General features: G+C 65.2%; 13 protein-coding genes. 2 read left to right on the top strand and 11 right to left on the bottom strand.

Annotation, left to right across the window (positions count from 1 at the left end; all coding sequences use genetic code 11):
* Positions 1-116: 116 nt before the first annotated feature.
* From NDO48_RS27320 to NDO48_RS27310, 3 genes are read right to left on the bottom strand one after another with little or no spacing between them, the layout of a single operon-like run.
* Positions 117-734 (bottom strand): 2,3-bisphosphoglycerate-dependent phosphoglycerate mutase, encoded by a 618-nt coding sequence (locus tag NDO48_RS27320; protein WP_018430605.1) that lies wholly within the window; start codon positions 732-734, stop codon positions 117-119.
* Between the two features lie 36 nt (positions 735-770).
* Positions 771-1,580, bottom strand: coding sequence for a 4-hydroxy-tetrahydrodipicolinate reductase (dapB, locus tag NDO48_RS27315; RefSeq protein WP_026227724.1), 810 nt, complete (start codon positions 1,578-1,580; stop codon positions 771-773).
* Positions 1,581-1,614: 34 nt separating this feature from the next.
* Entirely contained in the window at positions 1,615-3,426 is a 1,812-nt protein-coding gene (locus NDO48_RS27310) for an ABC transporter ATP-binding protein (RefSeq protein WP_018430607.1), read from the bottom strand.
* Positions 3,427-3,473: 47 nt separating this feature from the next.
* On the opposite strand from NDO48_RS27310, the gene NDO48_RS27305 reads away from it, so the two are divergent.
* Entirely contained in the window at positions 3,474-5,093 is a 1,620-nt protein-coding gene (locus NDO48_RS27305; RefSeq protein ID WP_081623536.1) for a glycosyltransferase family 39 protein, read from the top strand.
* A gap of 19 nt (positions 5,094-5,112) precedes the next feature.
* On the opposite strand, the gene NDO48_RS27300 is transcribed toward NDO48_RS27305, so the two are convergent.
* The 6 genes from NDO48_RS27300 to NDO48_RS27275 form a co-directional block, all read right to left on the bottom strand.
* Positions 5,113-6,135 (bottom strand): glucokinase, encoded by a 1,023-nt coding sequence (locus NDO48_RS27300; protein WP_018430610.1) that lies wholly within the window; start codon positions 6,133-6,135, stop codon positions 5,113-5,115.
* A gap of 35 nt (positions 6,136-6,170) precedes the next feature.
* Positions 6,171-6,554, bottom strand: coding sequence for a methylglyoxal synthase (locus NDO48_RS27295; RefSeq protein ID WP_026227725.1), 384 nt, complete (start codon positions 6,552-6,554; stop codon positions 6,171-6,173).
* A gap of 91 nt (positions 6,555-6,645) precedes the next feature.
* Positions 6,646-7,740, bottom strand: a complete 1,095-nt coding sequence (gene mepA / locus NDO48_RS27290; protein ID WP_018430612.1) for a penicillin-insensitive murein endopeptidase — start codon at positions 7,738-7,740, stop codon at positions 6,646-6,648.
* 95 nt (positions 7,741-7,835) lie between these two features.
* Positions 7,836-8,750 (bottom strand): SDR family oxidoreductase, encoded by a 915-nt coding sequence (locus NDO48_RS27285; protein ID WP_018430613.1) that lies wholly within the window; start codon positions 8,748-8,750, stop codon positions 7,836-7,838.
* The gene (gene queG, locus NDO48_RS27280; RefSeq protein WP_018430614.1) at positions 8,747-9,910 is read right to left on the bottom strand and encodes a tRNA epoxyqueuosine(34) reductase QueG; all 1,164 of its coding nucleotides are present in this window, start codon (positions 9,908-9,910) and stop codon (positions 8,747-8,749) included. The genes NDO48_RS27285 and queG overlap by 4 nt, the downstream gene beginning before the upstream one ends.
* Complete coding sequence (locus NDO48_RS27275) at positions 9,891-10,583, bottom strand: glutathione S-transferase family protein (protein WP_018430615.1); 693 nt, start codon at positions 10,581-10,583, stop codon at positions 9,891-9,893. Before NDO48_RS27275 ends, queG begins: the two co-directional genes overlap by 20 nt.
* Before the next feature lie 160 nt (positions 10,584-10,743).
* Between NDO48_RS27275 and NDO48_RS27270 the strand changes: the two genes are divergently transcribed.
* Positions 10,744-11,547 (top strand): undecaprenyl-diphosphate phosphatase, encoded by an 804-nt coding sequence (locus NDO48_RS27270; RefSeq protein ID WP_018430616.1) that lies wholly within the window; start codon positions 10,744-10,746, stop codon positions 11,545-11,547.
* A 41-nt stretch (positions 11,548-11,588) separates the two neighbouring features.
* Here the strand turns inward: NDO48_RS27270 and NDO48_RS27265 are convergent, their stop codons facing one another.
* The gene (locus NDO48_RS27265) at positions 11,589-12,356 is read right to left on the bottom strand and encodes a sulfite exporter TauE/SafE family protein (RefSeq protein ID WP_018430617.1); all 768 of its coding nucleotides are present in this window, start codon (positions 12,354-12,356) and stop codon (positions 11,589-11,591) included.
* Between the two features lie 17 nt (positions 12,357-12,373).
* The gene (locus NDO48_RS27260) at positions 12,374-13,348 is read right to left on the bottom strand and encodes a complex I NDUFA9 subunit family protein (RefSeq protein ID WP_018430618.1); all 975 of its coding nucleotides are present in this window, start codon (positions 13,346-13,348) and stop codon (positions 12,374-12,376) included.
* Positions 13,349-13,405 lie beyond the last annotated feature (57 nt).

Below are 13,405 nucleotides of genomic sequence, written 5' to 3'. Positions count from 1 at the left end.
GGGGGGGGGGGGGGGGGGGGGGGGGGGGGGGGGGGGGGGGGGGGGGGGGGGGGGTGTTGGGGGGGGGGGGGGGGGGGGGGGGGGGGGGGGGGGCCCCCACGACAGTCGCGTATGGATCAGGCCAGTACGTCCTTGGACGCGACGGTCGAATCGGCGTTGAGCTTGTAGACGATCGGCACGCCCGTCCCGAGCTCGAGCTTGACGATGTCGGGGCCCGAAATGCCCTCGAGCGCCATGATCAGCGCGCGCAGCGAGTTGCCGTGAGCCGCGACCAGCACCGTGCCGCCCGACAGGACGTGCTTTTGCATGTCGTGCAGATAGTAGGGCCAGACGCGGGCGCCGGTGTCCTTCAGGCTCTCGCCACCGGGAGGCGGGGTATCGTAGGAACGGCGCCAGATATGGACCTGCTCCTCGCCCCACTTGGCGCGGGCATCGTCCTTGTTGAGGCCGTTGAGGTCGCCATAGTCGCGCTCGTTGAGCGCTGCGTCACGGATGGTCTTGAGGTCGCTCTGGCCGAGCGCGTCGAGAATGTGCTGGCAGGTGGTTTGGGCGCGCGACAAAGCCGAGGTGAAGGCGATGTCGAACTTCAGCCCGCGCGCCTTGAGCTTCTCGCCGGCGGCCTTGGCCTCGGCGTGGCCCTGCTCGGTCAGGCCCGGATCGCGCCAGCCGGTGAACAGGTTCTTGAGGTTCCATTCGCTCTGGCCGTGACGGACGAGCACGAGGGTTCCGGACATTTTTGCTCCCTTGGGTGGATGGCTTGATAAAACGAGTTAGAGGCCGAGCACGTCGCGCATCGAATAGAGCCCGGGCTTGCGGCCATGCGCCCAGAGGGCCGCCTTGACAGCGCCGCGGGCGAAGATCGAGCGATCCTCGGCAAGATGCGACATGACGATGCGCTCGCCCGAACCGGCGAGGATGACCGAATGCTCGCCGACGACCGAGCCGCCGCGCAGCGTGGCGAAGCCGATGGTGCCCGCTTCGCGCACGCCAGTGTGGCCGTCGCGGACGCGCACGCTGTTGTCGGCCAATGCGATCTTGCGGCCTTCGGCGGCGGCTTCGCCGAGCAGCAATGCCGTGCCCGAGGGCGCGTCGACCTTGTGGCGGTGGTGCATCTCGAGAATTTCGATGTCGAAATCTTCGGGCCCGAGCGCCTGTGCCGCCTTCTCGACCAGAACGGAGAGGAGATTCACGCCGAGGCTCATATTGCCCGACTTGACGATGGTGGCATGGCGCGCGGCTGCCGCGATCCTGGCGTCGTCCTCGGTGGAGCAGCCAGTGGTGCCGATAACATGGGCGATGCGCGCCTGCGCGGCATAGCCGGCGAATTCGACTGTCGCAGCCGGCACGGTGAAGTCGAGCACGCCATCGGCCTTGGCGAAGGCGGCGAGCGGGTCGTCGCTGACGGCGACGTTGATGATGCCGATGCCGGCGAGTTCGCCTGCGTCCTTGCCGAGATGCGGCGAGCCGGAACGTTCGATCGCGCCGACGATGCGCACGCCATCCATGGCATGGACCGTCCGCAAGAGCACCTGGCCCATCCGCCCGGCCGCACCGACCACCACCAGACCCATCTCGCTCATGTCAGGCTCCCTGTCGCTGCGTCATGCAGCGCTTTTATGCAGTCTCTACCGTATCGTCGACCAGTCCCAGCGCCGCCTCATCGTGCAGATTGTGGAAGCGGGCGTAAATGCTGCTCGGGTCGGCCATCAGCTCGGCATGCGTACCTTGTTCCACCAGGCGTCCTTGCTCCAGCACCACGATATGGTCGGCATTGATGACCGTCGAGAGGCGATGGGCGATGACGATGGTGGTGCGCCCTTGCGTGGCGGTGGCAAGCGCTGCCTGAACGCGCGCCTCGGACTCGTTGTCGAGCGCCGAGGTCGCCTCGTCGAGCAAAAGGATCGGCGCGTTGCGCACCAGCGCACGGGCGATGGAGACGCGCTGGCGCTGGCCGCCCGACAGGGTTGAGCCACTCTCGCCGACTGCAGTGTCGTAGCCGTCAGGCTGCTCCAGGATGAAGTCGTCGGCGAAGGCTTGCTTGGCCGCGTAGCGGATGTCCTGGTCGGTGGCATCAGGACGGCCATAGCGGATGTTGTCGGCGATGGTGCCTTCGAACAGATACGGATGCTGCGAGACATAAGCGATCGACTGGCGCAGCGACCGCTTGGTGACGGTTGCGATGTCCTGGCCGTCGATGACGATACGGCCGCCGTCGAGATCGTAGAAGCGCTGCATCAGCGCGATCAGTGTCGACTTGCCGGCGCCCGAAGCACCGACGATGGCGGTGGTCTTGCCGCCAGCTGCGGTGAAGCTCAGGTCCCTGAGCACGGGCACGTCGTCGCCATAGCCGAAGGAGACGTTGTCGAAGCGGATTTCGCCCTTGCGCACGCTAATCTCCCTGGCATCGGGAGCATCTTCCTGACGCGGTTCCGTGTCGAGGATCTCGTAGAGCATGCGGGCGTTGACGAGCGCGCTTTCGAGACCGACCTGCGTGCGGGCGAGGCGTCGCGCCGGATCATAGGCGAGGATGAGCGACGTGATGAAAGAGATGACTGCGCCGGGTGGCTGCTGGTCGAAGACGGAACGATAACCGGCATAGCCGATGACAGCGGCGATGACGAAGCCTGCGAGCACATCCGAGATCGGCGACAGGCGCTCGGAGACGCGGGCGATCTTGTTTGAACGTGCCTCGACATCGCTGACCAGATGACTCATGCGTTTGGCGAGTTGGTCCTCCATCGTGAAGGCCTTGACGATCGCCATGCCCTGGACCGCCTCCTGCATCGAACCGAACAGACGTGCACCGACCAGGATTGCCTCGCGATTGAGGCGGCGCAGCCGGCGCACGAGGTAGTCGACAGCAAAGACCAGCGGCGGCCCGATCAGGAATGCGAGCAGCGACAGCATCGGATCCTGGTAGATCATGACGCCGACCAGCGCGACGAGCGATACCGCATCACGCGCGATCGACGTGACCAGGATGTTGAGAAGGTCACGAACGCCACTGACGTTCTGGTTGACCTGGGCGATCAACTGAGCCGAGCGCTGCGACGAGAAAAAGTCCATGCCGAGGTTCATGAGATGATCGAACACGCGGCGCTGGTAGCGGGCGATAAGGTTGTTGCCGACCTTGGCAAGTGTGACGGCCTGTCCGTAGGTGGCGATGCCACGCAGGCCGAAGGCGGCGATGATCGACAGGCAGATCGGCAGGATCAGGTCGGCACGACGCTCATAGAATATCTGGTTGACGACATCACGCATGATCCAGGCCGTAAAGGCCGTGGTGCCTGCGATAGTGAGCAGGAAGACAGCGGCCAGCGTGTAGTGCCTGGCGTAGTCGCGGCCATTTTCGGCGGCGACGCGCTTGATGACGCCGACGATCTCGCTCTGCGCGGCCTTGGGCGTCTGGTTTTGGTCGATGGTCAAACAGGTGGTCCGGTTCGGTGGGGCAAAAACTGCGCCCCTCATAAAGCATGAAGACCGAGGGGGAAACCGCCTTTTGGTCACTCACCTCGCGGTTGCGCCGTCACTGGCGGCCTGCACAGGTTGAGATTCTGGCTGTGCGCAGTTATGTTTTGGGCTGCCCCTGCCAGGCTTCAAAGTTCTTTCTTGCGAAAAAGCGATCCCATTTCATGGCAGATGCCTCCCTCCCTTCGAGCCGGCCAATTGTTTCCGTCTCAGGAAACAGCTTGATCGTCATCGTCGGATTTCTCTGCTTGATGCAAGCCGTCGTGCTGAGTTTCATTCGCGGCGGCACCAGCTATGACGGTGCCGAGCAGTTGCTCTACACCCAGAGCTTCGAATGGGGCTATGGCCGGTCGCAGCCGCCGCTCTACACCTGGATGCTGATCGCCGTGCAGCAACTGTTCGGCGTCACGCAGTTCTCGGAAAACCTGCTGAAGTTCGCCTCTCTCTTCGCCTTTGTCTTCCTGATGTGGCGGATCGGGCTCAAGCTCGGGCTCAGGCCTCCGGCGGCGGTCACCCTCGCCGTGTCGCCGTTCCTGATCGTCGAGATCGCCTGGGAAGTACAGCGGAATTATTCCCACACCGTCCTGCTGCTCGCACTCACTGCGGCCTTCGCGCTTGCCTATCTCCACACGCTCTCTGCCCGGAGCATGCGCGGCTATGTCGTCCTCGGGGTCATTTTCGGGCTGATGCTGCTCACGAAATACAACGCCGCGCTGTTCGTCCTGGCGCTTGTCGTGGCGGATCTCGCGGTGATGCGGCGCGAAGGTGTTTTCTGGACGGCCAAAGCGCTGTTGATCCCGGTTATCGCCGGAGGGCTCGTCGTCCCCCATGCCATCTGGGCCCTCGATCATCTTGATCACGTCCTGGCGCAGCAGGGGCGGTTTCGAATGGTAGCGGATGATCGGGCGGGGGCTCTCGTCAGCGGGCTGCTGGCCTATTTCCTTGCTTGCATCAGCATCCTGGGGCTTCCCCTGCTCATGATGCTGCCGCATCGCGGTTGGACCGCGATCGCGGCGAACTGCCGTGGGCGCAAGCAGGCTTTTGCACTCTGGACCCTTCTGTCCAGCGCCTTTGGACTGATCCTTGTGTTGGTTTCAGGGGCAACAAACGTCAATATCCGCTGGATGCTGCCGCTGGCGATCGCCGCGCTTCCGGTGCTGTGCGGTCTTGTGGCCGATGCCGATCCGCGCGCCAACAGGCATATCCGGACGCTCGCAATTGTGATGGCCCTGATTGCAACGCCGGGCCAGTGGATCGAAAGTCTGCGTGACGCGCGCAAGAACTACAATTACGACGAGCTTCTGCAGACGGCGGTCCAGTCGACTGGCGCGACCGAATTCCTGATCAACGACTATGCCATCCTGGCCAATCTCAGGCTCTACGACAGCGATGCCAGGATCGTTCACCAGATCATGCCGGCGGCGGGCTCGATGCCGCTGACAAATCCGGCAATGCTGTGGACCGGCGACGACGACGCGGAGCAGATGCTGCTTTTCGCGCGCGGGTTGGGCGCTTGTCCGGCCGAGCCTTCACCCCATACCTACATGATGCGCGCCGATCGCGGACAGGATCCGTTGCTCGTTCACTATCAGGATCTGAAAACCGACTGCGAACCTGCTGGCTAAGGCGCGGGCAGCGCCGGCGCTACACCCGCCAGCGGCGGTCGCCGGTTTCGATGCCGAAGAGATCGGGCGTTCGCGCATAAGCGGCAAGGCCCGCAAGGGCGGCGAGCGGGTGGGTGATGACATAGACCGGCATCGACGCCATCAGCTCGCGATGCGGCGCCTTGTCTTCGAAGGCTTCACGGAAATTGCCCTTCTTCAGCGCTGGCACGATCTTCTGGGCGATGCCGCCGGTGAGGAAGACGCCGCCCTTGCTTTTGAACACCAACGCCAGGTCGCCGGCGGTCCGGCCGAGGCAGGTGACGAACAACTCGAGCGCTTCGACCGCGATCGGGTCAGTGCCGGCCAGTGCGGCGGCCGTGACCTGCGCCGGATGGGTGAGCGTTGGCGTCTCGCCGTCGGCCAGGGCGACGGCGCGGTAGGTGTTGACCAGTCCGCGGCCGCAGAGGATTTGCTCGCCAGAGATGCGGCCTTCGAGCTTTTCGATATGCGGAAACACCTCGAAGTCGCGCGACGAGCGCGGACCGATGTCCATATGGCCGCCTTCGCCGGGAACCGGAATCCAGCGCCCGAGCGCATGGATCAGGCCAGCAACGCCGAGGCCGGTGCCGGGGCCGAGCACGACGCGGCCGGCACCCTGTTCGGGTTCGCCGCCACCGATCTTTTCCATGTGTTCGTCGCCGAGCGCCACGACGGCCAGCGCCTGTGCCTCGAAGTCGTTGAGAACAAGGATGTCGGAAAGACCTATGGTCGAAAACATCTGCCGGGGTCGCACCACCCAAGGGCAGTTGGTGAGCGCGATCTCCTCGCCCTCGACCGGGCCGGCCACCGCAAGCACGGCCGAACGTGGACGGATGGGCGAGCCGTCGAGCACGGCGAGGATGGCGTCGTCGATGGAGGCATAGCTGGCGGTCTGGACGATGCGCGGCTCGCCGGCTTCCTTGTCGGCGCTCTCGACGATGGCGAAGCGGGCATTGGTGCCGCCGATGTCGCCAATCAGGATCGGGAAGGGGAGCGCCTGTGCCTGTTGGCCCTGATGTGACATGCCCGGTTTCGTCCCCAGAATGCTCGCGACGGCGTTTAGCCGTTCTCTTGGTTTTCCAGCATGATCTCGGCGGTCGACCGGTTCAACGCCATGGGAATGTCGTAGACGATGGCGAGCCGCGTCAATGCCTTCACATCGACGTCATGCGGCATCGGCGTCAGCGGATCAACGAAGAAAATCAAGGCATCGATCTGGCCTTCGCTGATCAGCGCGCCGATTTGTTGGTCGCCGCCGAGCGGGCCACTCTTGAGCGGCGTCAGGTTGAGCTCCGGGCAGCTTGCCAGAATGCGCTGGCCGGTCGTGCCGGTGGCGACGATGTGACAGGTTTTCAGGAACTCCTGATGATCCCCGGCGAAGGCGACCATGTCGTCTTTCTTCTGGTCGTGGGCGATCAATGCGAGACGCAATGCGGGTGTCACAGGGCTTGCTGCCGTCACTATCTAAATCGTTTGAAATCAATAGACCGATTTCCGGCGATTTGGAAGCGCCGCAGCAAACCCTCCACGCCCCTCACTTGTTGGCCGGACGCGGGCGCGGCAGCGGAATGTCGGCTGGCGGACGCGGTGCGAACGCATTGGCCGATGCCGGCGTGCCGGGATCGGTGATGACAGGCGTTTCGGCCACCGCTGGTGCTGCCGGGGCGGGCGTCGCCGCATATTCGCTGCCGCCAGGGCCGTGGTAGGTGACGGCAGCCTCATTGACCGGCGAGGGCGCGTTCAACACCGCGCGGCATTCTTTTGGCATGCTCGCCATCGTCATGATGTCACGCGCCTTGGGCTTGGCCGGGCCGGTGGCAGGGCGCCACGGCTCCTCGGTGAACCACCAGGCGAGCGACTTGTCGCAGCCATCGCCGCGCGGCGTCGGATCCTGCTCCTTGCAACCGACAGACCCGGCCTGGCAGCCGATGCGGACATGGAAATGATAGTCGTGGCCCCAGAACGGCCGGACCTTGCGCAGCCACGAGCGGTCGCCGGTGACGGTATCGCAGAGCTTCTTCTTGATGCCCGGATTGACCAGGATGCGCTCGACCTCGGGGTAGCTCGCGGCGCGCTCGAGCAGGCGCGTATGAGCAGGCGTCCAGCGCTTGTCGATGACCAGATGGGTCTTTTCGTTGACCATCGACACCGCGCTCATGTTCTCGCGCTCGGTTGGCGACAGCCTGCGGTCGGGCATCGGCGTCAGCCAGATGTCGGCGTCCAGGCCGATCTGGTGCGAAGCGTGGCCTGACAGCATCGGGCCGCCGCGCGGCTGCGAGATGTCGCCGACCAGCAGGCCAGGCCAGCCGTCCTGGGTGGCGTCGCGGGACAGCTTTTCGATCAGCGCGATCATCTTGGGATGGCCCCAGCGGCGGTTGCGCGACAGCCGCATCGCCTGCCAGGTCGGCCCGTCGGTGGCAATCGCCACGCCGCCGGAGAAGCAGCCCTTGGAGTAGAAGCCGTAGGAATGGGGCGCAGTCGCCGCCGGCAGCTTTTTCCCGCCAAACAGGTCCTTGGCGAGTTCAGATGCGCTGGCCGCCTGCATGTCGAGCCCGACCAGGCCGAGCGTCGCCACGGCCATCGCCAACCGCGCCACCTTGCCCGGAAATCCGCTGAAAAATGCTGTCATGGGGTCCAATCCTCTCCGAAGACCTTGCGCTGCCGTGGTTACCGAAAGGTAAAATGCGGGCAGGTCGCCCCGATCAAATGTCCGCTCCCATACGGCTATTGCTGCCGCATCGGACTGCGCTTGTCGCCGTCGCCTTCGCCGCGCCAGCTGCCTTCGGCCCACATGCGATCGAAGGCGGCGCGATAGTTCGGGTAGCGGAAATCATAGCCGGTGGCCCGGATCTCGGTGTTGGCGACACGCTTGTTCTCGCCATAGAAGGACCGCGCCATGGGCGAAAGTTGGGCAGTCTCGAAGGGAATTTCGGGTGGAGCCTCGACGCCCATCAGCTTGGCGGCATAGGCGACGACATCCTGCGGCGGTGCCGGCTCGTTGTCGGTGACGTTGAAGACGCCGCCGCGGTCGGCCTCGATCAGATGCCACAAGGCGCCCGCTATGTCGTCGACATGGATGCGGTTGAACACCTGGTCTTGCTTGACCAACCGCTTGGCGGTGCCGTTTTCGAGATTGACGAAGGCATTGCGGCCAGGGCCGTAGATACCGGACAGGCGCAGGATCGCCACCGGTCGGCCGGCTTTCTCGCCGAGGTCGTGCCACTGGTTTTCGGCCTCGAGGCGTGCCTGCGAACGTCCCGACTTGGGATGGCAGGCGGCGGCCTCGTCGATCCACTTGCCGCCATAGTCGCCATAGACGCCGACGGTCGAGAGGTAGCCGATCCAGCGCAGGCGCGGCATGTGGTGGAGGATAGTGTCAAGGGCGACGTCGAGCACCGGGTCGCCGGCATCGCCAGGCGCGGCTGAGATGACCAGTTGGGTGGTCTCCGCGAGTTTCGCGCGGATTTCCGGCGTCAGCTTGCCGTCGAACAGCAGCGGCTCGATGCCGGCGGCTTCGAGCGCTGCGAATTTGTCGGGCGAGCGCGTCGTGCCCGATATGGCAACGTCGGCGGGTGCCTGCCTGGCAAACGCCTTGCCGGAATAGCCGGCGCCGAAGATGAAGACTTTTTGTTCGCTCATGCCTGTGCCCCCGTGCCTGCCTGCCCTGCCAGCGCCGCCCGCCATTCGGCGACGACGTCGGTCTCGGTTTCGGACTTCAGCGCCTGTTGCGCAAGAGCGGAAAACGCCGCTCCCGGGTCGAGCCGCGAAAGCGCCCATATGGCGGCCCCACGGACCAGCGGCGAAGCATCGGTGAGCAGCGCCCGGCATGGCCCCGCGAGGCTGGCGTCTGCGGAGTTGCCGGCCGCGATCAGCACGTTGCGCACGAAGCGGTCGCGGCCGACGCGCTTGACCGGCGAGCCGGAGAACAGGGCGCGGAAGCCGGCATCATCAAGCGCCAGCAGTTCGGCAAGACGCGGCTCGCGCAGGTCGTCGCGGGCCGCAAGTTTCGCTTCCGAAGCGGCCTGGGCGAATTTGTTCCATGGGCAGGCGGCAAGGCAGTCGTCGCAGCCATAGATGCGGTTGCCGATCTTCTCGCGGAATTCGGCCGGGATCGGCCCCTTGTTCTCGATGGTCAGGTAGGAGATGCAGCGCCGGGCGTCGATCCGGTAGGGCGCCGGGAAAGCATCGGTCGGGCAGGCATCGAGGCAGGCCCGGCATGAGCCGCAATGGTCGCCCTCTGCATCGTCGGATTCGAGTTCGGCTGTCGTGAAGATGGTGCCGAGGAACAGCCAGGAGCCGAACTCGCGGCTGACGAGATTGGTGTGCTTGCCCTGCCAGCCGAGCCCTGCGGCTTCCGCCAGCGGCTTTTCCATGACCGGTGCGGTGTCGACGAACACCTTCACGTCGCCTCCAGCGCGGGACACGATCTTGCCGGCGATTTCCTTGAGTCGACCCTTGATGACGTCGTGGTAGTCGCGGTTGCGGGCATAGACCGAGATCGCGCCGCGGTCGGCCATGGCCTGCAGGGCGCGCGGATCGCCGTCGGGGCCGTAGTTCATCGCCAAGACGACGATGGAGCGCACCTCGGGCCACAGCACTGACGGGGCGGCGCGGCGTTCGAGCGTCTCTTCCATCCATGCCATCGAGCCATGCAGGCCTTCACTGACGAACTGGGCGAGGCGCGCAGGGGCGAGCGGGATGGCGTCGGGCCGCGTGACGGCCACGGCGGCAAAGCCGGCGCGGGTGGCTTCGCGCTCGATCAGCTGGCGCAGGGCCTTGTCAGAAGTCGAGGTCCGCATAGTGCGATGCCGGTGTCAGCCCGCGTACCCGGTCGGAGAGGAGCGGCCGGAAGGATGGTCGCGATTTGACACGCGTGTACCATTCGCGCGCCGAGGAATATTCGCGCCAGTCGATCTCGCCCAGATAGTCGAGCACCGAAAGCGATGCGGCGGCGGCAAGATCGGCATAGGTGATGCGCGGGCCGGCGAGCCAGTGGCGCGTGCCAGCCAGCCAGTTGGTGTACTTCATGTGCTGGCGGATGTTGGCGCGGGCGGCGCGGATGGCGCCCGAATCGGGCGAACCGCCGCCGGCAGCCTCGGGCATATGCGGCTTCAGCACGCGCTCGCGCACGAGATGGCGCGTCACTTCGCTCTCGGTCTTGGTGAGATACCAGTCGGTGAGGCGGCGGATCTCGGCGCGCTCCATCGGGTCCTCGGCGAAGAGCCGGCGCTCGCGCTTCAGCACGCCGCGCGTCTCGTCGATATATTCGGAAATGATCATCGCGCCGACGATCGGCACGTCGCCTTCGGCAAGCAGCACCGGCAGCGTCCCGGCGGGATTGAGCGACAGGAATTCCCGGCGGCGTGTCCAGGGCTTCTCCTCGATCAGCGCCAGCTCCTCGCCATACTCGCCAAAGGCGAGGCGGATGAAGCGGCACGTCGCAAACATCGGGTGGTGGAAAAGCGTCAGCATGGTCCTGCGGAATTTCGTGATCGACGGTGCTCTGGCGAATCGCCTGCCGCGCCGCTAGAGCTTTTGGGCCCGGTGCGCCGGGCTCACGGGCGCCCCGACCTATAGGGGGAGTCCTGCCCTATGACAAGCAATCGCGAATGAACGATCTCGCGGGGATGCAATGGATAGCCAGATAATCGACGCACTGCTTCTCGGACTGCTCGAGGGCCTCACCGAATTCATCCCGGTTTCGTCAACCGGTCATATACTGCTGGCCGGGCACTTCCTCGGCTTTGAATCCACTGGCAAGACTTTCGAAATCCTGATCCAGCTCGGCGCTATCCTTGCCATCCTGTCGGTTTATTCGGCGCGGCTGTGGCGCATGCTGATCGACCTGCCCCGCGACCCTGGGACGCAGCGTTTCGTAGCCGGCATCCTCATCGCCTTCCTGCCTGCAGCGGTGATCGGGGCGTTGGCGCACGACTTCATCAAGACCGTGCTGTTCGAATCGCCGCGCCTGATCTGCACCATGCTGATCCTCGGCGGCATCGTGCTTTTGTTCGTCGACAAGCTTGACCTCAAGCCGAGATACGGCGACGTCACCAAGTTCCCGTTGTCGGTCTATCTCAAGATCGGCTTGTTCCAGTGCCTGGCGATGATCCCCGGCACCTCGCGTTCGGGCGCCACCATCGTCGGTTCGCTGCTGATGGGCGTCGAAAAGCGCGCTGCTGCCGAGTTCTCGTTCTTCCTCGCCATGCCGACCATGGCCGGTGCCTTCGCCTACGACCTCTACAAGAACCGCGGCATCCTGTCGGCGTCCGACCTTCCGATCATCGGCATCGGTTTCATCGCCGCCTTCATCACCGCGCTGTTCGTCGTCCGCCACCTGCTCGACTACGTGTCGCGCAATGGCTACGCGCTGTTCGGCTGGTGGCGCCTGCTGATCGGCGGCGTGGGATTGATTGCGCTGATGGTCTGGGGCTGACTTTTTCCTTTCCCACCAGGGGAGAAGGGAAAGAGGCGCGCTTATCCCAGGCCCATCAGTCCCCTTCGCGAAAGGTCGAGTGCCAGCACGGTGATGGCGATCTTGAACCATTTGCGGAAGCTTTCCTCCGGCATGCGCTCGAGCAGCCTTGTGCCGTAGACGGTGCCGAGGAAGCCGGAGACGATCATCGCCGCGATCAGCGGCATCCATTCGGCGAAGGCGAAGCCGGCAAGCCCGAAAACGACGATCTTGAGCCCGTGCTGGGCCACCATGCCGGCGGCATGGGTGGCGACCAGTGCCTTGCGATCATTGGCGAAGAACTGCGCGAACAGCACCGACACCAGCGGCCCTGTGGCGCCGACCAGCATGCCGAGCAGCGCGACCACCACGCTCGCGACCGCCAGCCCGGCGCGCGTCAGCTTTTCGATGCCGGGGATCTTGGTCCAGGTGATCGCGATGACGAAGGCGCCGAGCACCAGCTTGAGCAGCGCGTCGGGCAACTGGATCACGACGAAGGCGCCGATGATGGCGCCCACCACCGAGCCGGCAATGAAGGGAGCGGCGACGTCCATGCGCACATTGGCGCGCTGGTGCCAGGCGCGGCCGGTGTTGGAGCCAAGTTGCACCGCGCCATGGACGGGGATGAGAGCCGCGACCGGCACGAACAGGCCCATCAGCGTCAGCATGGCGATGCCGCCGCCGACGCCGAAAGCGGCCGTCAGCGCCGAGGTGAAGGCGCTGGCAATGACGAGCAGGACCGCGATGACAGGATCGAGGCCTTCAGGCAGGAGGGCGGCGAGGGCCTGCATCAGGCCCCGGCCTGCGCTCAGGCCTCGGTTCTGCGGGTGAACTGGCCGGCGGAGCGGTAGCGCCAGAGGTAGCTCGGCAGGATCGACGCCGTGGTCTTGGGTGCGATGCCGACAGCCGCGATGGTGCGGCCTTCTTCCTGGGCGGCCTTCGACACGACGTTGTCGGAGCGCAGCAGTAGCACCTGATCCTTGGTCAGGAGCGGGTTGGGCAGCATGCCGAGCACCGAGGCCTGCATGTTTGCGACCCACCACGGCACGGCCACCAGGCCGCGCTTGCGGTCGACGACCTCAAGGATCTCCTCCATGCACTCACGGAAGCTCAGCACCTGCGGGCCGCCGATCTCATAGATGGTGCCGCCCTTGACCTTGCCGTCGACGGCGCGCGCCACCGCTTCGGCGACGTCGCCGACATAGATCGGCTGGAAGCGCGTCTCGCCACCACCGATCAGCGGCAGGAAAGGCGAGAAACGGGCCATGTTGGCGAAGCGATTGAAGAAGCCGTCCTCGGGACCGAAGACGATGGACGGGCGATAGATAACGGCGTCGGGCAGGGTATCCTGCACGGCCCTTTCGCCGCGGGCCTTGGTCTGGGCGTAGAGCGAAGCCGACTTTTCGTCGGCGCCGAGCGCGGAAACATGGGTCAGCGTCGCACCCGCTGCGCGGGCAGCCTCGGCAACGGCGCGGGCACCGAACTCCTGCACCGTCGAGAAGCGCTGGCGGCCGCTCTCGTGCAGGATGCCGACCAGGTTGACGACATGGGATGCGCCCTGGACGGCGCGGTCGACCGACCAGCGTACGCGCAGATTGGCCTGCACCGGTTGGATCTGGCCGACATTACCGAGCGGCTGGACATGGCCGGCAAGATCGGGCCGGCGGCAGGCGACTCGCACCAGATAGCCGCGCTTTGCCAGCGCCCGGACGACGTGGCGGCCAAGGAAGCCGGACCCGCCGAAGACGGTGACGAGTTGCGGGGTCTGGAGGATTTCGGTCATCGCTGGCTCCGTTACGCCTGAACGGCTTGGATTGTCAGCGTTTCTTAGCCCGTTTCG

The sequence above is a fragment of the Aminobacter sp. MET-1 genome (assembly GCF_026521175.1).
GTDB lineage: Bacteria > Pseudomonadota > Alphaproteobacteria > Rhizobiales > Rhizobiaceae > Aminobacter.
The sequence above is the reverse complement of the archived record's forward strand: the minus strand, read 5'-3'. Positions and strand labels throughout refer to the sequence as shown.